Below are 16,488 nucleotides of genomic sequence, written 5' to 3'. Positions count from 1 at the left end.
GTCGTTGAGTTGAACAAAATGGTTAATTTCGTCCCGCAAACTGGTGGCAGCCTATTTGTTGGTTGTCTTAAAAGGGAATCCGGTTAAAGTCCGGAGCTGTTCCCGCAACTGTAAGCCTTCCGTCTGAGGCGGATCGTCCACTGCATCCACTGTCCAATTTAGGGATGGGAAGGAGGACAAAAGGTAAGCCAGGAGACCTGCCCGTTTCGCAACCATGTTTAACTTTCGGGATAAAAGTTGGCGTGCCTGGGATGGGTCAAGTGACCTTCCTGGTCTTACCAGAGCAGAAGCGGGATAATTCTGCCTTTTCTTCCGTATTAACGCACAATCATGAAATCTTTATTATGGACAGCTGCCTGCTTAGTGGTGGCTCAATTGGGTTGGTCTCAAAGTATTAACCAACTTCAACAACTGGATTCTGTTTTTATAGAATCTAAAAACAATCTTGATCGTCAGGATAGCGGACGAGTAACAACCATTATCTCAGAAGAGGAACTATCTACCCAAGCCGGAAACAGCCTGGCGCAGGTGCTCAATCAGGTCGCGGGGATAGAGATCAATGGGGCACGCTCCAATGCCGGTCAAAACCTGGGGTATTATGTTCGTGGTGGTCGGAACAGACAGGTGGTTATTATGCTAGATGGTGTCCAACTGAACGATCCTTCCTCTATTTCGAACGATTTTGACCTGAGGCTGATACCGGCGAGTAGCGTAGAGCAAATTGAGATCATTAAAGGGGCCTCCAGTGTTTTGTACGGTTCTGGAGCAGCAACCGCTGTGATCAGCATTACTACCAAAAAGGTAGGAGAGGACCCTATTTCCGGGCAATTCGCTTCTACCTTGGCATCGAACAGATCGACAGAAGAAGGCGGATATGGGCCGGCAGAGATCGTCAACTCGGCCCAAATTGGTGGAACCAGTAGTGGGTTTTCCTATGACATCCGGTTGGACCATCGTTTTACCGATGGGATATCTGCTGTCGCGGCCCCGGAGGGTGAGCCTGCTTTTGAGGCCGATATCTTTAACCGATATAACACCCGTTTGGAGTTGGGATATCAGTTTAAGAACGGGCCCAAGATCAGCCGATTTGTGAGCAAGGATCGGTTTAAAGCGGACTTCGATGAGTTCAGTTATGTGGATGCCGATAATCGGACGATCTCCGATCAGGTGCGTACAGGAGGTAATCTGAATTGGCAATTTGGCAAAGGGGCCTGGGTATTGAATGATAGTCATTCTTGGTTAGAGCGGGAGACAGATTCGGGCTTCCCAACACGCTTCGAGTCAACTTCCAGCACCTTCGACACCTATTTCAGTTATCCTGTACATCAGTCTCTAACCGTTCTTGTCGGAGTTAATGCGAACTGGAGTCGATTTAGCGGATTCAGTGTTCTTTTTGGAGGAACGGATCTGGAAGAAACTGTGAGTGACGACTTGGCTCGTTTCGATATCATAGACCCTTATTTAAACCTGACCTATATCTCAGATTTTGGATTGAACGTCAATGCAGGTGTGCGGATGAACAATCACAGCGATTACGGTCAAAATTGGGTGTATCAGGTCAATCCTTCTTACCGATTTGATCTGGGATCCGGAGTGATGCGGATTTTAGCGTCCTACAGCACAGCATACATTACCCCTCCTTATTTCAGCTTTATGATCCGCTCTATGGGAACACCGAGTTGCAGCCGGAAGAGAATCAAACCATCGAAGGGGGCTTGGAATATCAGGTGGCTGGAAACTGGAGATTCAGTGCGGTCTATTTTGACCGCAAGGATAAACAGTTTGTCGATTTTGTAACCGTCGATCCCGATCTGTTCATTTTCCAATACCAGAATATCGCTGATGAATTTAGCAGCAGCGGAGTAGAGGTTGAAGCCAGCAAGAACTTTGGTCAAAAATGGAGAGTGACGGCCAACTATACCTATACGGATGCGGACGAGCGTTTTGCACTGAGGATCCCTGAGCACAAGGCCAATGCCAGATTGAGCTGGATGCCTATTGAAAAGTTGGATCTGAGTTTAAGTTATCAATACGTAGGGGAGAGGGATGATTCCTTCTTCAATCCAGAGACCTTTGCCTCCGAAATAGTTACCCTGGATTCCTTCAATCTTTTGGATCTGGGAGTAAATTATCGCGTTTGCGAACAATTCAGGCTCTTTGCCGGGCTAACTAACCTTACCGATACTGAATATGAGGAAATTTACCGTTTCCAAACTCCGGGTAGAAATATCAGGTTCGGTTTTGGTCTTGACCTGTGAGGTTGAACAAGCCCGGTACTTTGTATCGGGCTTTTTTTATTGCCTTGGAAGGTCCCACATCACCTGATAGGCAGGGCTGGATGATTTGCTTTCTGAGATAGTCTCCAACGATCGAACGACTCTTCTGTCGCCAGGAGCCGGAACCCCGGTTATCTCCTCTATAGCCCTGGCCAGCAGGGGTTCATCCTCTTGTCCCAGAATACCAAGATTGGTGTAGTCCTCTGGGAAATTAATGTCCGGGATCAAACCATCATCAAAGTCCGTGAATCCGTCTGCATTAACCAGTTTGAACACCAGGGGTAGCATGGCATAGGTGTGGTCAGGATTGGCCTGGCTTCTGCTGAAGTTCGGCGCTGGTGCGTCGTATAGCAAGAAAGATGCCTGGTATTTACCGGTAGTATTTTCTCCGATCTGCACCACATCGATATATGGAGTAAGTCCATTGATGACCAATTCACTGGATGAAGCTGTTCTTCGGGTGGCCAGTACGTAAACCTGGTCCAGGTTCAGACTATTGATTGACTCCCCTCCGTTAATAAAACTATTGACGAACAGGCCGTTTTCAGCATATTCCTCCTGCCGGTCAGCATTCCACTCCTCCTGATAGATCACCTGTCCGGTAAATTGTCCTGTTATCATGCTGGATAAGTATCGTGCCGTACGAACAGAACCGCCACTATTGTATCGCAGATCCAGGACCAGATCCGTAATGCCTTCACCGGCAAATTGTGCGAATACCGCGTTTAGCTCGCTGTCGTATTCGTTGGTGAAACCATTGTACATCAAATAACCGATCTTCCGCCCGGCTATGTCGAAGGTCTTGCTGATAAAGATGGGATTCTCTGCAATTACGGATTTGATCAGTTCGATACTTTCGCCAGTGGGTTCGACATTTTCCCCGTCGAAGGTGGCCAAACCGATGGTATAGGATTCTGGAGTGAATAACTGATTAAAGTTCTGATCATCAATCTGAACCCCATTGACTGTATTGAAGATCATACCTCGCACTACACCTTTGACAGCAGCATCGGAATTGGGCAGTACATAACGGACATAGCCAAATACATCACCACTTTCATCCGGGTAAAGTATCAAGCCAAATTCCATTCCGTTATTCAGGGTGATCCCACCCAGGCTGTTCTCCAATTCGATATAATCGTCTACCAGTATACTGAAACGATCGTCCGTGAACTTCAGATTGCCAAATAGTTCTTCTGGCGTTTCGAATTCGCTCAAGAACGCATCCAATTCGCCTTGGGAAGCGAAAGCGTTATTCGCCAGGTTGGGATTGGTATCTTTATAGAGGTAAAAGAAATTAAGCCCCCTCCAAATAAAGTTCTGAATATCCAGAGTAGAAGCTTCACGTGGATTGTCATCCAGGTCGTCAAAGCAGGAAGTGCTGATCAGACTGACCAGGAAGAGCAGAAGAAGCAGTTTAGGTTTTGTCATAACAGATGAGTCGCAGTCCCCCTTCTAAACTGTCATCCGAGGAACTTTATTGCGAATTTAAAATATTATTGTAACAAAAGATAAAGTGGTTCGTCGTAAGGACAGAACGGGCAATTAGCCACGCTGACCAAACCAAATGAGACAAGAAGAATTTATAGCTATCGTCTTACCCTTTAAGGATAAGTTATACCGTTTGGCCAAGAGATTACTCGTCTCATCTGAGGAAGCAGAGGATGCCGTTCAGGAAGTTTATTTGAAATTGTGGAAGGGAAGGGAAACCATGGGTAAATACAAGAATGTAGAGGCCTTTGCGATGACCATGACCAAGAATTATTGCCTGGACAGATTGAAGTCCAAGCAAGCCTCCAACCTGAAGATCGTTCACAGTAACTATCAGAATAGGGAGAATATGGAGCGACAGGTGGAAGCCAACGACGGTGTCAGCCTGGTTTTTAAGATCATGGAGACCTTACCACCTCAGCAAAAAATGATACTGCAATTACGGGATGTAGAGCAGTTTGAGTTTGCAGAGATCGCCGAAATGTTGGATATGAACGAAACGGCCATCCGAGTAAACCTGTCACGAGCCAGAAAGGCCGTGAGGGAACAATTGATTAAAAATTACAACTATGGAGTTAGTTAAGATAGAAACCTTATTGGACAAGTATTTCGAAGGGCAGACCAGCTTGCAGGAAGAACAGCAACTGAGTAGCTATTTCACCGGAAAGGACGTAGATCCATCTCTGGCAGCATATGTGCCCATGTTCCAAGGGTTTGAGCAAGCTCGTACTGAGCAATCGCAACAGGAGCTTGAATTGCCTCAGATCACTCGGTCAAACAGAAACTGGTGGTACGGAATAGCAGCTACACTGGTTGTGGGATTAGGGATCGCCTCCTTCATGCTGGGTGGAGCCAATGGGCTAACTGCAGAAGAGCAGGAAGCTTTGGCAGCCTACGAGCAAGCCCGCTCCAGTCTGATCTTACTTTCTCAAAGCATGAATAAGGGGACAGAGTCTATAGCCTACCTCGGCGAGATCGATCGGGTGCAGGCACCCCTGACTCACCTGGGTGAATTTGAAAAGGGACAAGCCCATCTAGCTCGACTGAACGAATTCAGCAGTGCAACGAATAAAGTTTTGAAATAAATAATCATTAATAATTAATTACAACTACAATGAAAAAGTTAACCGTTTTAATAGCACTTTTAATTACACCTTGTTTGGTGATGGCTCAGGGTGTCTTCGATAAGTTCGAGGATGTGAACGATGTCACCTCCATCATCGTGACCAAGAACATGTTCAAGTTGTTGGCCCAGATCGATGTTGATAGTGACGACCCTGAGGTGAAGGAATACATGAACCTAGTAGATAACCTGGACAACATCAAGATCTTTATCACAGACAACCCGGAAGTTTCTGCCCAGATGAAAGCCGATGTAACCGCATATGTGAATAAGAACAGCAAGTTGTCCGAGCTGATGCGTGTGAAGGACGAAGGCAAGAACATCAAGTTCTACTCCCGCGAAGGAGCCAGTGAGAACTACGTTAGCGAGCTGTTGATGTTCATGGAAGGGGAAGACATCCAAATGGACGATACCATTAAAGGAGATGGCACCATCATTATGAGCATCACCGGAAATATCGATCTGAAGCAGGTTTCCAAGCTGACCAAGGACCTGAATGTTCCCGGAAGCGAAGAGCTGAAGAATATCGACGATAAGAATAAAGGATAATGGCCACGGTCGTTAAATACATAACCATTTTGATCCTCGCTGCACTCACCTTGGTGAGTTGCAGCGATGGTAAGTCTCTGCAGCGCTACTATGTAGACAAGCAGGACGATGACCGCTTCCTGAAGGTGGATTTGGCAGCCAGTCTGCTGAAATCCGAGAATCAGGTGCTGACAGACGAGCAGCAGGAGATCATGAATACGATCGAGAAAGTCAATGTGGTGGCCTACCCCAATAAGGGAGAGAATGTAGCTGATTACGATAGCGAAAAGGCCATCGTCAAGGAGATCATCGGACAGGAGAAATACAAGACCCTGATGAAGATGGGATCCAACAAGTCTGGAGCTTCCTTGAAGTATTTAGGTGAGGAAGATGCCATAGATGAGATCGTGATCTTTGCCAGTGATGATGAACGAGGTTTTGCCTTATTCAGAATTACCGGGGATAAGATGGAACCCGCCAAGATGATGCGCCTTATGAACTCTGTTGAGAGCGGAGATCTGGACATATCGCAATTCAACGGGATCGGAGAGATTTTTCAGAGTATGTAGTTTCTTTATATTCATCATTCAAAACAGAAAACCCACCGAGAAGGTGGGTTTTTTGTTGTTTCCAGTTACTGGAAGATCAGATTCCGGTATAGTTCCAGGGGGTGATCTGTCTCAGTTCTTCCTTTACACCGTCACTGACCTCGAGCGTATTGATGAATTCACCGATGGTTTGCTCTGTGATGGCCTGATTAGTGCGGGTGAGTCCTTTTAAAGCTTCATACGGGTTGGGATAATTCTCCCTGCGAAGTATCGTCTGTATGGCCTCGGCCACTACCGCCCAGTTCTTTTCCAGGTCTGCCTGGAACTTCTCTTCATTCAGTAATAGTTTATTCAGTCCTTTTAGGGTTGAAGTCATGGCGATCAGGCTATGCCCAACAGGAACACCTATGTTTCGAAGCACAGTACTATCCGTCAGATCACGCTGCAAACGGCTTATAGGCAGTTTGGCAGCCAGGTGCTCGAACATGGCATTGGCGATCCCTAAGTTTCCTTCTGAGTTCTCAAAGTCGATCGGGTTCACTTTGTGTGGCATCGCACTGGAACCAACCTCTCCTTTTTTGATCTTCTGCTTGAAGTAATCCATGGAGACATAGGTCCAGATATCCCGGTCCAGGTCGATCAATATGTTGTTAATACGTTTCAGGCAATCGAATAATCCCGCCATATGGTCGTAATGCTCGATCTGGGTAGTGGGGAAGGAGTGATAGAGACCGAGTTTCTGCTGGACAAAGGAGGTTCCGAATGCTTTCCAATCGATATTCGGATAGGCCACCTGATGAGCATTGTAGTTCCCGGTTGCACCTCCAAATTTGGCGGCGTACTTGGTCTCATTCAAGATGTCTAATTGCTCTTGCAGTCGAACATTGAACACGCGTATCTCTTTTCCCAGACGGGTGGGTGAGGCCGGTTGACCATGAGTTCGTGCCAACATGGATACCTGGTCCCATTCCAAGGCCAATTCTCTCAGTTTGGCCATAACTTCGAACAAGGCAGGAACATAGACTTCCTGAACGGCATCCCGAAGTGACATGGGGATGGCTGTATTATTGATGTCCTGGGAGGTTAGTCCGAAGTGAATAAACTCTTTGTAATCTGAGAGCCCCAGTTTGTCAAACTCCTCCTTGATGAAGTATTCGACGGCTTTTACGTCATGATTGGTAACCCCTTCAATTTCTTTGATTCGTCTTGCATCTTCCGTTGAGAATTGCAAGTGTATGTCCTGCAAGGCAGGGATTATACTGCGGTCAATGCCCGCCAATTGAGGCAAAGGAATTTCCATCAATTGGATGAAGTATTCGATTTCCACATGTACCCTGTACTTGATCAGAGCCTCTTCGGAGAAGTAAGGCACCAAAGCCTGGGTATGTCTTGAGTAGCGGCCATCTATGGGAGAAATTGCCTGAAGGGAAAAATCGGACATGCTTGCAGATTTAAAGGTGCAAAGATACGATTTTGGGCCGGATTAACTAGCTCGGTTTGGCTGCACAACAGCCATCTTCTCGAATCAATCCTGCCCTTCCCGGATCAGTTGATACAGGAGTTCTTCTTCCGGATTGGACCCCGTGAGCAAGTTCTCCAGGGAGATGGAAGTGGGGTGATCTGGTAAAGGACCTCGTTCCATGTCCTGAATGGGTTCGACTCCCATTTCGTATCTGAGTAGTGGCGTTCTACTGTAGAAACCTGAATTGGGTAAGGTGAAGTTTATAAAACTGCCACTGTTGCCACCCTGGTAGGCACCGCCGGCTTCACGACCGATGATAGTACCAAGTTTATTCGATTTGAAAACTGCCACGAACTCAGCAGCACTGGAGGCCGTTAGCTCATCGGTCATTACATAGATGTTACCCTTAAAACTGTTGGGCTTAGCTGTTATGGGTCTCAAAGTAGCATTGGTTTCCGGGTTAACCATATAACTTCCATCACCCTGGTCAATCAAGTAGGTGCCGACCAAATCGAGATCATTGGGATCCAGGTCCGAATATTGAAGAAACTCAGAATCTGCAGTAATGGCGACTTGCTTTCGGTAATAGTCAACCTGAGTGCCCACCGGGATCAGGTAGGAGATCAGTTCTGCTCCCATGATGTCCCAGCCACCGCCATTTCCTCTTAATTCGATGACCAGGTTCTCTATCTTCTCTTTCCTGATCTTCTTGAGGCTTTTGTCCATGAATTGCCTCATTTTCTTCACCGCTTGTTCTTCGGAATTCACTTTTCTACCTGCAAAACCAGAAAATCTGATCCTGGCGGTATTCGGAAGACCCTTTAATATTTCCAGGTCGAAGTTCTTGTCTGACTTGTTGTAAAAAAACAGTATTTCTTTGTTTACAGGATTGCCGGCCAGGTTGCGTTCGGTCAGGCCGAAGGGTTGACCATTTACAGTGATCTTCTTTTTACTTCCGTCGGGTAAATCAAGCTCAATGTCATAAGTGGGGCCCTGGTCGATCTGATAGTAATAGGTCATACAGAAATATGCGCCCTGGAGGTATTTGGTCAAGCCTGATTGTACTTTTCCGTCCCGATAGTTTAATCGCTCAAATTCTGTTATGATCTCCTGGGCCGTTCTTCCATTGATTCCCAGGATCTCGTATCCCGGTAATATCTCATCTCCCTCTAATCCGGTGAAAAGGGCATACAGTTTACCATCGGTAGGATAGGCATAGAAAGGCAAGGCATTGCTGCTGCGCCGCAGATGTCCTAGAACATCCTCTTTGGGATATAATTGGGTGTGTGCACACCGGATGGCGAAACTCAGTTCTTGTAACTGCCGATAAAAATCATAGAAGCTGATCTCTTCTTGTATCCGCATTTGTATTTCCCCGACCTGTTTCTGGAATTCTTCCTGGCTTTGATAGCGATATAGTCCCGGATGGGTCTCGGTGAGCAACTGCACATAGAGATCCAGGTCTTGCTTCATTTCGCTTGTAGACAAGGTTTTATCGGCGAGAGGATCAATCACATCTTGGGAGAATAGCGATGTTATTGTTAGGCTGAGAAATAGAAGGGTGTATAGACTTTTCATCTTTCTAGGAGAGTTTATCGAGTATTTTCTGTGCCCGGTTCTTATACCCGGCACTGCCATGATGGATGCGTTCTTTCAAAATCTGTACCAATTCCGGATGCACCCATTCCTGCTCATTGCCCAGGTAATAGAGACATAGCATAGCCCTGGCCTGGCAAGCCACCTTATGATCGCCGATCATCCAGTCAAAACAACATTCTACCAATTGCTGTTTGTGGGTGTCATTGAGTACTGATCTCAGTTTTGGATCGAATTTCTTGTAGTAATTGACGCAGAGCACCTCGGAGATATGAGCAAATGGCCGAATGGCAGATTCCCGGGTAGCACCGCCAATTTGAGAACAAAAGGTATCTATTTGGGGATAAAGCAATTCCGGCCTTTCCAGGAAGACAAATTCCAAGACCCAACTTGCCTTGATGGCAATCTTTTCTCCATGTTGAAGGCTGTAATTGAGCAAGTCTTCAAAACAGTCCGGATTGGCCAATACCCATTGAGCGGCTTTCATGCGGTTTTCCCGATGAGCGGTTCGGTAATCCAGGACTTCAGCTAAGGTCATTGAGCATCGATTTGACCGATCAGTTTAATCGCCTCTGGTATACCATGGGTCGCTGTCTTTGCAATAACCGTAATTCTACTGCTGGAATCGAGGGCAGGGTTGGGGTCGATAAAATAAACGGGAGTGGTGTAGGGAGAAAGGTCGACCAGCCCGGCTGCTGGGTATACCTGCATGGAAGTTCCGACAACCAGCATGACCTCGGCCTTTTGTACGATATCGATGGCCTTATCCATCAGGGGTACAGCCTCACCAAACCAGACGATATGCGGTCTTAGTTGTGCGCCTACCGGACATAGATCTCCCATTACAATATCCTTGCGCCATTCTTTAACTATACTTGGATCTCTGGTAGAGCGGACTTTGAGCAATTCTCCATGTAAATGTGTGACCCTGGAACTGCCAGCTCTTTCGTGCAGGTCGTCCACATTCTGGGTCACAATTTCGACTTCGTGGTCTTGCTCCAGTTCGGCCAAAGCAAAATGACCAGAATTAGGCTCTACTTGCAGCAACTGACGCCGCCGTTCATTGTAAAAATCCAGGACCATATCCGGGTTCCTGGCAAACCCCTGAGGTGAGGCCACTTCCATCACATCGTGACCTTCCCAAAGGCCATTGCTGTCCCTAAAGGTTTTTAGGCCACTTTCTGCACTCATACCGGCACCAGAGAGTACGACTATCTTCATAGCTGTAAAATTAGCTCTAAATCAGGATAAGTTCTTTCTTAAGTGTGAAATGTTGTGCTGTTTGATCATACCTGGATAAAACTTTTTTGGCATTGTCCGGAATGTAGGCCTCCTTGTAATTGTGGCCTGCAAACTCCCTAACTGATTCCAGGGAATCAAACTGAAGGACTAAGAAAAACTCCACCTCATCCTCTTTCTCAATGGTGGAAATATTCACTTTTTCGAGGCCATGTACGCCTTTTTTCTTGACTTCGGGAAAAACCTCATTGATCAGCATGTCCTCGTAAATTGGAGCATTCTCTAAGGTAGTCCATCCTTTCCAGGTCCTGATGATCTTAGACATAATTCACCTTGTTGTTTCTTTAAATTGATCTCAATTAAAACGCTTTATCAAGTGATAGGCGAACTCCACAATTTCCTTGTAGTTTTCCTTGCTGATCTTCTCGTCAATACCGTGAAATCGTTCCATGCTATCCGGGGCAAGCTTGATCGGATAGAAGCGATAGACATCATCTGAAATTTCATAGAAATAACGAGCATCCGTTCCACCCCCTACTAGTCCAGGCACTACAATCCCGTCAGGGTACATATCCCTGATAGTTTGCTCCAGAATTTTGAAATTCTCAGAATCTACACTGGAAACAGGAGATGGGTTGGTCAGGAAACCAACCGGCTCCACCTTAATTTTATCTGATACCGTTTGCTCTATATGCTTCTGTACGGTGGCAATAGTCTCTCCCGGTAATATCCTGAAGTTTATGGTTGCTTCGGCCACAGTAGGGATCACATTATTCTTTACGCCACCATCTACAATGGTCGGTGCGGTGGTGGTGTGGGCATTAAGCGCCTCGAGGATGAGACTTTTAAAAAGCCAAGGATTGGCAAATGCCATCCGTTGCATAAAAGGCATTTCAGGCCCTAGGTACTCGAGTTGATAGTCTATAGGTTTGACCAGTTTATAGGGTCGTTGATTTCCTTCAAGGTCTACAATAGCCTGGGCCAGCATGCCTATGGTATTTTCCTCTGGTGGAGCAGAACTGTGACCGCCATTCGTCTCGACGATAAGCTTAAAGGAGGCAAACCCTTTTTCGGCCAGGTTTATCATGGCAACCGGGTTTTCGGTACCAGGAACCAAACCCTCGGCTACAAAGCCCCCTTCATCTAACGTCATGGCTGCTTGAACACCCTTGGATTTGAGATGTTTAGCTATAGCAGCCGCACCATTGGGCCCTCCAACCTCTTCATCGTGTCCAAAGGCCAGATAAATAGTGCGTTTTGGCTGAAACGACTGTTCCAACATCAACTCTACGGCTTCCATCACGGCGACCAGGGTTCCTTTATCGTCCATAGTCCCTCGGCCAATGATGTCATTTGCGGTGATTTTACCGGAAAATGGCCCTGCTTCCCAATCGTTGAGGGTTGGTTCATCAACAGGAACGACATCCTGATGGGACATGAGAATAATTGGTTTTTTGGATGGATCAGAACCCTGCCAGGTATAGAGCAAACTGTAATCGTTAATCTTTTCCAATTCGAGGCTTGAATGGGTCAGTGGAAAGGTTTGCTCCAAGTATCGATGCAAACCAAAGAAAGCGGTCGAATCTGGTTCGGTCTCCTCATTAAATGATATGGTCTTGTAACGAATAGCTCCGGCTAAGTTCTCGTAGATGTCATTGGGTAGGTTCACGGTTTCCACACTTCCTGCCGGGACTTGTTTGGAACTCATGGTAAAGGTTTTTACCAATACCACTGCGATGAGGGCCAAGATGGCTAATCCAATGATGCGCAATAATTTTTTCATGGTTGGTGTTGTTAATATTTCATAAGCCCGATGCTTAAGCCACTCAAGGTACTATTTTTCGCAGTTAGAGTTTAATTCGATTTATTTAGTGAGCGATGAGCAGTGAGTTGCGACTTGAGCTAATCACGAGATCTTACGGACCAGATTTTAGAGAATATGGCATCGCTTTTATGAATCATCAAAAGCCTGAATTAATTTGTTAGGCGTCGATGGTTGAAATCTGTAGATTGGACCCTGGAAGGGGAATAGGGGCCCCAAGGTAAAAACGGTGATTCGTTATTCGAAGTACTTAAATTTCGACTCACGACTCACGACTCACGACTCACGACTCACGACTTACTCATCTCCCGGAATGCTATAATGAGGTCTGTCTTTCTCTTTACGCCAATCCGGAGAATAGTAGAAGAAAAGACGAAATGTGTGGTTCATGTCATATTCGAAACCAGAATATCGCTGTTGGTAGACCAGCATGTAGCCCAGGTCAAAAGTGAGATCCTTTGATAGTCGTTGGTTGATCCCAATGAAGGTCCGGTTCTGGTCCATGGCATTAAAGACGATCTCTTTGCCAAAATGGAAGAGAATTTCGTCAGACAGAACCAATGCCGGCATTTTGGGATTCGTAAATACTCTCCAACTAAGCGACATTAAAAATCGTATTCTGTTGGAGAACCTAATCCGATCTACATCCCCATTGGCGTCCAACACTTCTTGCCAGCGTTGCTCATTGCGAAACCTGGACAAAAAAGTGATCTTGCCTTCGCGTTTCCTCCACAAAACTTGTTGATAAATTCGATTTTCATCGCTATATCCAACCCGATTTCCGTCGATAGTCTGGGATTTCCACAGGTGAGCGTATCCTCCTGCAAGGGTAAATTCATTGGAAGCCCAGTATGCTGCGCCTAGGCGGAGAAAGTAAAAGTCTGAAGTTTTAAGGAAATTGTTTCGCCTTATGTGAACGTCTGCAATGGCACCCCATCTTTCCGTTGTCCGAGCCGTTACGTTCAGACTGGTCCAGAACTGTTGGTTGTGGTAAATGATCTTTTCCTGCTACCCAAAAAACAGTTCAGAACTCAAAAGAAATAGGGCCAATGCAATCAGTGAGCGGAGTATGAGTTCGAAATTATCTATTTTTCTGGTTTAAACCCAACCCTGAATTTAGTTTGGCTGAGATGAACATAGAACTTTTTGAGCACCTGCAGTCTTTTCTTACGGAGAGACGTCAGACGTTATTGCGTCAAAAAGCCTCGGAGCGAACCCGTTTTATAACGGTGGTCATGGAGGATCTTTATCAGGCTCACAATACGTCTGCAGTCATGAGAAGTTGTGATGTATTTGGGGTTCAGGACCTGCATTTGATAGAACGGCGATTTGGGAAGAGAATGGATCGGGAGATCGCCATGGGTGCCCAGAAGTGGGTCGATCTTCACCGTTATCAGAGTACTCATACCTGTTTGGATCAGTTAAGGTCCAAAGGATACAAGCTAGTGGCGACCAGCCCTCACCAATCGTCCGTGGATCTTTCGGATTTTAAGTTGGAGCAACCCATAGCCCTAATTTTTGGCACGGAGAAAGAAGGAATTAGCCAAGAGGTCTTGGATCGTTGCGATGAGTGCCTGAAGATCCCAATGTATGGCTTTACCGAAAGTTTAAATGTATCCGTATCTGCGGCAATTATTCTTTATCAACTCAGTCAACAATTAAGAGATCACGATCTGCCTTGGAAACTTGCTGAAGAAGAACAACTCCAACTAATCGATAGCTGGATGAGGCGATCGATCAAGTCTGTGGATCAGATCATCCAGCGCTTTGAGGAGTCGAAAAATTCGTAACTTTCGTTAACAACCAAACCTAGACGCAATGATCTTTTTGTACATCCTTGGCGCCATAGTCGCCATAGTCGTTATTTTGGCGATCGCTGCCCCTAAGAATTACAATGTTAGTCGCAGTATTACCATCAACAAGGCCAGGAGTGAGGTTTTCCCTTACATCCGGTATGTCAAGAATCAGGATAATTGGTCTCCTTGGAAAAAGAAAGATTCGAATATGAAACAAGAATTCATTGGAAATGACGGGGACGTAGGATTTGTTTCCAAATGGGAAGGGAATAAGCAGGTAGGAACAGGTCAGCAGGAGATCGTAGAGATCCTTGATGGCCGGACTCTGCGTACCAAATTAACTTTTCTTAAGCCTTGGGAGTCGCAAAGTGATGCATATATTACGTGCTCAGATGAAGGATCTGGCACCAAGGTGGAATGGGGTTTTTCAGGTAGGCACAAAGTACCGGCAAACATCTTTATGCTCTTCATGAATATGGATAAGGCGGTAGGCAAGGACTTCAATGAAGGCTTGGCAGAATTGAAAAGCATTTTAGAAAGCAATTAATAGGATCTAATGGAAGGTAATCCTATAAACTGGTTCGAAATACCAGTTTCCAATATTGAGAGGGCCAAGTCGTTTTACGACAAGGTATTTGAGATCAATATTCAAATGGTTGATCTGGATGGGACCAAGATGGGATTCTTTCCGGGCGATGTAAGTAAGCCTGGAGCCACTGGTTCGCTGATACAGCATGAGCAATACACACCCAGTTACCAGGGGACTCTGATCTATTTGTCTTGCCAAGATTTAGCACATGAATTATCACGGGTCGAAGCTGCCGGCGGCAAGGTTTTACAGCAAAAGACAAGGATCTCTCCGGAACATGGTTTTATGGGACTCATGGAGGATACAGAAGGTAATCGAATCGCACTTCATTCCAACAACTGATGCAACTGGTATTTGCTACTCACAATCCAAATAAATTGCAAGAGGTAAGGTCTATTATGCCCTCAGGTATAGATCTTTTGGGGTTGACAGATATCGGTTGTCATGAGGAAATTCCGGAAACTTCAGATACCATTGAGGGAAATGCCGAACTCAAGGCCGCCTATGTAAGAGATCATTACAAACTTCCTTGCTTTGCTGACGATACAGGTCTGCTGGTCGATGAGCTAGGTGGGGCTCCCGGGGTTTACAGTGCTCGATATGCCGGGCCTCAAAAAAATGCACTGGACAATACTCGTAAACTCTTGAAAGAGCTAGCTGATAAAGAGGATCGGTCGGCACATTTCAAGACGGTCATTGCGTTGGCCTTGCCAGACCATACGGAGTTTTTTACAGGGATTTGTGAAGGTATTATTACTGAAACACCTAGAGGAGAAAAGGGATTTGGCTACGATCCGGTCTTTCTCCCCGATGGAAGATCGGAGACCTTTGCAGAAATGACGGCTGATGAAAAGGCGGATATCGGTCATAGGGGAAAGGCGGTCAGGGCATTACTCGAATACCTAAGAAGTTTGTAGATTCAATCCCCTAATCAGCAATTTCATCAGGATTTCGATCGAATATTCTTGAATTCCGGTTCTAAATTCAAGTATGATGACAAGAGCTTGGATTTCACTTTATCTATTGTAATTAAAAGGGCTAGATTGCCCCCGGACGGGGCTTGGGGGCCCCCAAAGTGAATTTCAAAAATGATCGGTCTTCAAAAGTGCCAATTTACCACCTGCTGACCACCTCTTTTTTAGTTTTCGGGTTGAGGTCATTTCTCGGATCTATCGCAATACCTGCCTCGGCCTCCACCAAAACAGGAGTTCCTTTTTCTTTTAAACATAGATCGATATTATTGTCGCCATCTCCAAGATCAGCCAATTTGAAAGGATGAACCTGAGTGGTGTCTTTTCCTCTTACCAATGTGATTTGAAAGGAATTTAATTCGTTGTCTCCTAATTCCTTTCCATTTGCCGCTCTCACGCCACCTGCCCAAACCGTTCGTACAACTTGTTCGGTCTCTTCTTTAGGACAGTCGCAACCGGCACCACTTTTTACATAGGGATAATCATCGTCGATAATAAAATGCTCGGCATAACTAATGGTGGGGCCGTCGGGTAAAGGAATTACGGGTAGGCTTTGGCCCTTGTAGTTTTGACCAGAGCGACTCATCAAGTCACCTACTATGGTTACGCGCACAGGCGGATTATCAGGGTAAGCGCCGTATTCACCAATGAAGAGAATAGTCCTAAGCTCGAATTCTTCGTTGGCAGGTTTTAGGGTTACGAATTCAACACTGAATGTTACACCATTCTGGGTGGTCACCTCAAAGTCGGTGTTGTCCAAAGTGGAAGGGTCTACCTCCTGAGAAAGAACCAATGGCATACCGTTTTTCCCCGGACCTCGCCAGTAGAGTAACAGGCTTTGGGCGGGTAGTGCATCCAATCCAAAAAAAGCGGACAGCGCCTGGGCTTCCCTGGTTTTCTCAATGGGAGGGTTTACATCAGATAGCTTGATCCTACGTACATACATGCTGTAAAAGGCTATAAGCCCGATACCGAGCACCGAAATGGTGAGAACGGCTGTGAGGATTTTTTTAATCATGATCATTATTTCAGAAGGTAGACATTAAG

The 16,488-nt window shown here is 45.9% G+C and carries 19 protein-coding genes and 1 riboswitch; of the genes, 10 read left to right on the top strand and 9 right to left on the bottom strand.

Going from position 1 to position 16,488, the window contains the following annotated elements:
* Positions 1-24: 24 nt before the first annotated feature.
* Positions 25-219: riboswitch (cobalamin riboswitch) on the top strand.
* A gap of 111 nt (positions 220-330) precedes the next feature.
* Positions 331-1,797, top strand: coding sequence for a TonB-dependent receptor plug domain-containing protein (locus BST85_RS06460; RefSeq protein ID WP_104812504.1), 1,467 nt, complete (start codon positions 331-333; stop codon positions 1,795-1,797).
* A complete protein-coding gene (locus BST85_RS06455; RefSeq protein WP_245917648.1) occupies positions 1,680-2,258 on the top strand; it encodes a TonB-dependent receptor domain-containing protein in 579 nt (192 codons plus the stop codon). Before BST85_RS06460 ends, BST85_RS06455 begins: the two co-directional genes overlap by 118 nt.
* Positions 2,259-2,294: 36 nt before the next feature.
* Here BST85_RS06455 and BST85_RS06450 read toward each other — a convergent pair whose 3' ends face one another.
* A complete protein-coding gene (locus BST85_RS06450) occupies positions 2,295-3,707 on the bottom strand; it encodes a S41 family peptidase (protein ID WP_104812502.1) in 1,413 nt (470 codons plus the stop codon).
* A 136-nt stretch (positions 3,708-3,843) separates the two neighbouring features.
* Between BST85_RS06450 and BST85_RS06445 the strand changes: the two genes are divergently transcribed.
* The 4 genes from BST85_RS06445 to BST85_RS06430 are packed head-to-tail and all read left to right on the top strand — an operon-like array spanning position 3,844 to position 5,987.
* Positions 3,844-4,350, top strand: a complete 507-nt coding sequence (locus BST85_RS06445) for an RNA polymerase sigma factor (protein WP_104812501.1) — start codon at positions 3,844-3,846, stop codon at positions 4,348-4,350.
* Positions 4,337-4,852 (top strand): hypothetical protein, encoded by a 516-nt coding sequence (locus BST85_RS06440; RefSeq protein WP_104812500.1) that lies wholly within the window; start codon positions 4,337-4,339, stop codon positions 4,850-4,852. Before BST85_RS06445 ends, BST85_RS06440 begins: the two co-directional genes overlap by 14 nt.
* Positions 4,853-4,881: 29 nt before the next feature.
* On the top strand, positions 4,882-5,439 hold the full coding sequence (locus BST85_RS06435; protein ID WP_104812499.1) for a DUF4252 domain-containing protein: 558 nt from the start codon (positions 4,882-4,884) through the stop codon (positions 5,437-5,439).
* Positions 5,439-5,987: a DUF4252 domain-containing protein gene (locus BST85_RS06430; protein ID WP_104812498.1), complete on the top strand. Its 549-nt coding sequence runs from the start codon at positions 5,439-5,441 to the stop codon at positions 5,985-5,987. Before BST85_RS06435 ends, BST85_RS06430 begins: the two co-directional genes overlap by 1 nt.
* Positions 5,988-6,063: 76 nt before the next feature.
* On the opposite strand, the gene purB is transcribed toward BST85_RS06430, so the two are convergent.
* The 7 genes from purB to BST85_RS06395 all read right to left on the bottom strand — a co-directional run bounded on the left by purB (position 6,064) and on the right by BST85_RS06395 (position 13,081).
* Entirely contained in the window at positions 6,064-7,407 is a 1,344-nt protein-coding gene (gene purB / locus BST85_RS06425; protein WP_104812497.1) for an adenylosuccinate lyase, read from the bottom strand.
* 84 nt (positions 7,408-7,491) lie between these two features.
* The gene (locus BST85_RS06420) at positions 7,492-9,006 is read right to left on the bottom strand and encodes a S41 family peptidase (RefSeq protein WP_181039970.1); all 1,515 of its coding nucleotides are present in this window, start codon (positions 9,004-9,006) and stop codon (positions 7,492-7,494) included.
* Positions 9,007-9,010: 4 nt separating this feature from the next.
* Positions 9,011-9,562 carry an adenylosuccinate lyase gene (locus BST85_RS06415; RefSeq protein WP_104812495.1) on the bottom strand — a complete coding sequence of 184 codons (552 nt, stop codon included), beginning with the start codon at positions 9,560-9,562 and terminating at the stop codon, positions 9,011-9,013.
* On the bottom strand, positions 9,559-10,245 hold the full coding sequence (locus tag BST85_RS06410; protein ID WP_104812494.1) for an SIR2 family NAD-dependent protein deacylase: 687 nt from the start codon (positions 10,243-10,245) through the stop codon (positions 9,559-9,561). Before BST85_RS06410 ends, BST85_RS06415 begins: the two co-directional genes overlap by 4 nt.
* 16 nt (positions 10,246-10,261) lie before the next feature.
* Entirely contained in the window at positions 10,262-10,588 is a 327-nt protein-coding gene (locus BST85_RS06405) for an antibiotic biosynthesis monooxygenase (protein WP_104812493.1), read from the bottom strand.
* Between the two features lie 30 nt (positions 10,589-10,618).
* The gene (locus BST85_RS06400) at positions 10,619-12,046 is read right to left on the bottom strand and encodes a M20 family peptidase (protein ID WP_104812492.1); all 1,428 of its coding nucleotides are present in this window, start codon (positions 12,044-12,046) and stop codon (positions 10,619-10,621) included.
* 336 nt (positions 12,047-12,382) lie between these two features.
* The gene (locus BST85_RS06395; protein WP_281259726.1) at positions 12,383-13,081 is read right to left on the bottom strand and encodes a DUF2490 domain-containing protein; all 699 of its coding nucleotides are present in this window, start codon (positions 13,079-13,081) and stop codon (positions 12,383-12,385) included.
* A gap of 134 nt (positions 13,082-13,215) precedes the next feature.
* Between BST85_RS06395 and BST85_RS06390 the strand changes: the two genes are divergently transcribed.
* The 4 genes from BST85_RS06390 to BST85_RS06375 are packed head-to-tail and all read left to right on the top strand — an operon-like array spanning position 13,216 to position 15,387.
* Positions 13,216-13,875 carry a TrmH family RNA methyltransferase gene (locus tag BST85_RS06390; protein WP_104813927.1) on the top strand — a complete coding sequence of 220 codons (660 nt, stop codon included), beginning with the start codon at positions 13,216-13,218 and terminating at the stop codon, positions 13,873-13,875.
* A gap of 28 nt (positions 13,876-13,903) precedes the next feature.
* Positions 13,904-14,428 carry an SRPBCC family protein gene (locus tag BST85_RS06385; RefSeq protein ID WP_104812490.1) on the top strand — a complete coding sequence of 175 codons (525 nt, stop codon included), beginning with the start codon at positions 13,904-13,906 and terminating at the stop codon, positions 14,426-14,428.
* A gap of 9 nt (positions 14,429-14,437) precedes the next feature.
* Positions 14,438-14,812, top strand: coding sequence for a VOC family protein (locus tag BST85_RS06380; protein WP_104812489.1), 375 nt, complete (start codon positions 14,438-14,440; stop codon positions 14,810-14,812).
* Complete coding sequence (locus BST85_RS06375) at positions 14,812-15,387, top strand: non-canonical purine NTP diphosphatase (RefSeq protein ID WP_104812488.1); 576 nt, start codon at positions 14,812-14,814, stop codon at positions 15,385-15,387. Before BST85_RS06380 ends, BST85_RS06375 begins: the two co-directional genes overlap by 1 nt.
* Before the next feature lie 196 nt (positions 15,388-15,583).
* Here the strand turns inward: BST85_RS06375 and BST85_RS06370 are convergent, their stop codons facing one another.
* On the bottom strand, positions 15,584-16,459 hold the full coding sequence (locus BST85_RS06370) for a hypothetical protein (protein ID WP_219842112.1): 876 nt from the start codon (positions 16,457-16,459) through the stop codon (positions 15,584-15,586).
* Positions 16,460-16,488: the final 29 nt, after the last annotated feature.

Source organism: Aureitalea marina, assembly GCF_002943755.1.
GTDB lineage: Bacteria > Bacteroidota > Bacteroidia > Flavobacteriales > Flavobacteriaceae > Aureitalea > Aureitalea marina.
Note: the sequence above shows the minus strand (reverse complement) of the source record. Positions and strands in the feature narration are given on the sequence as shown.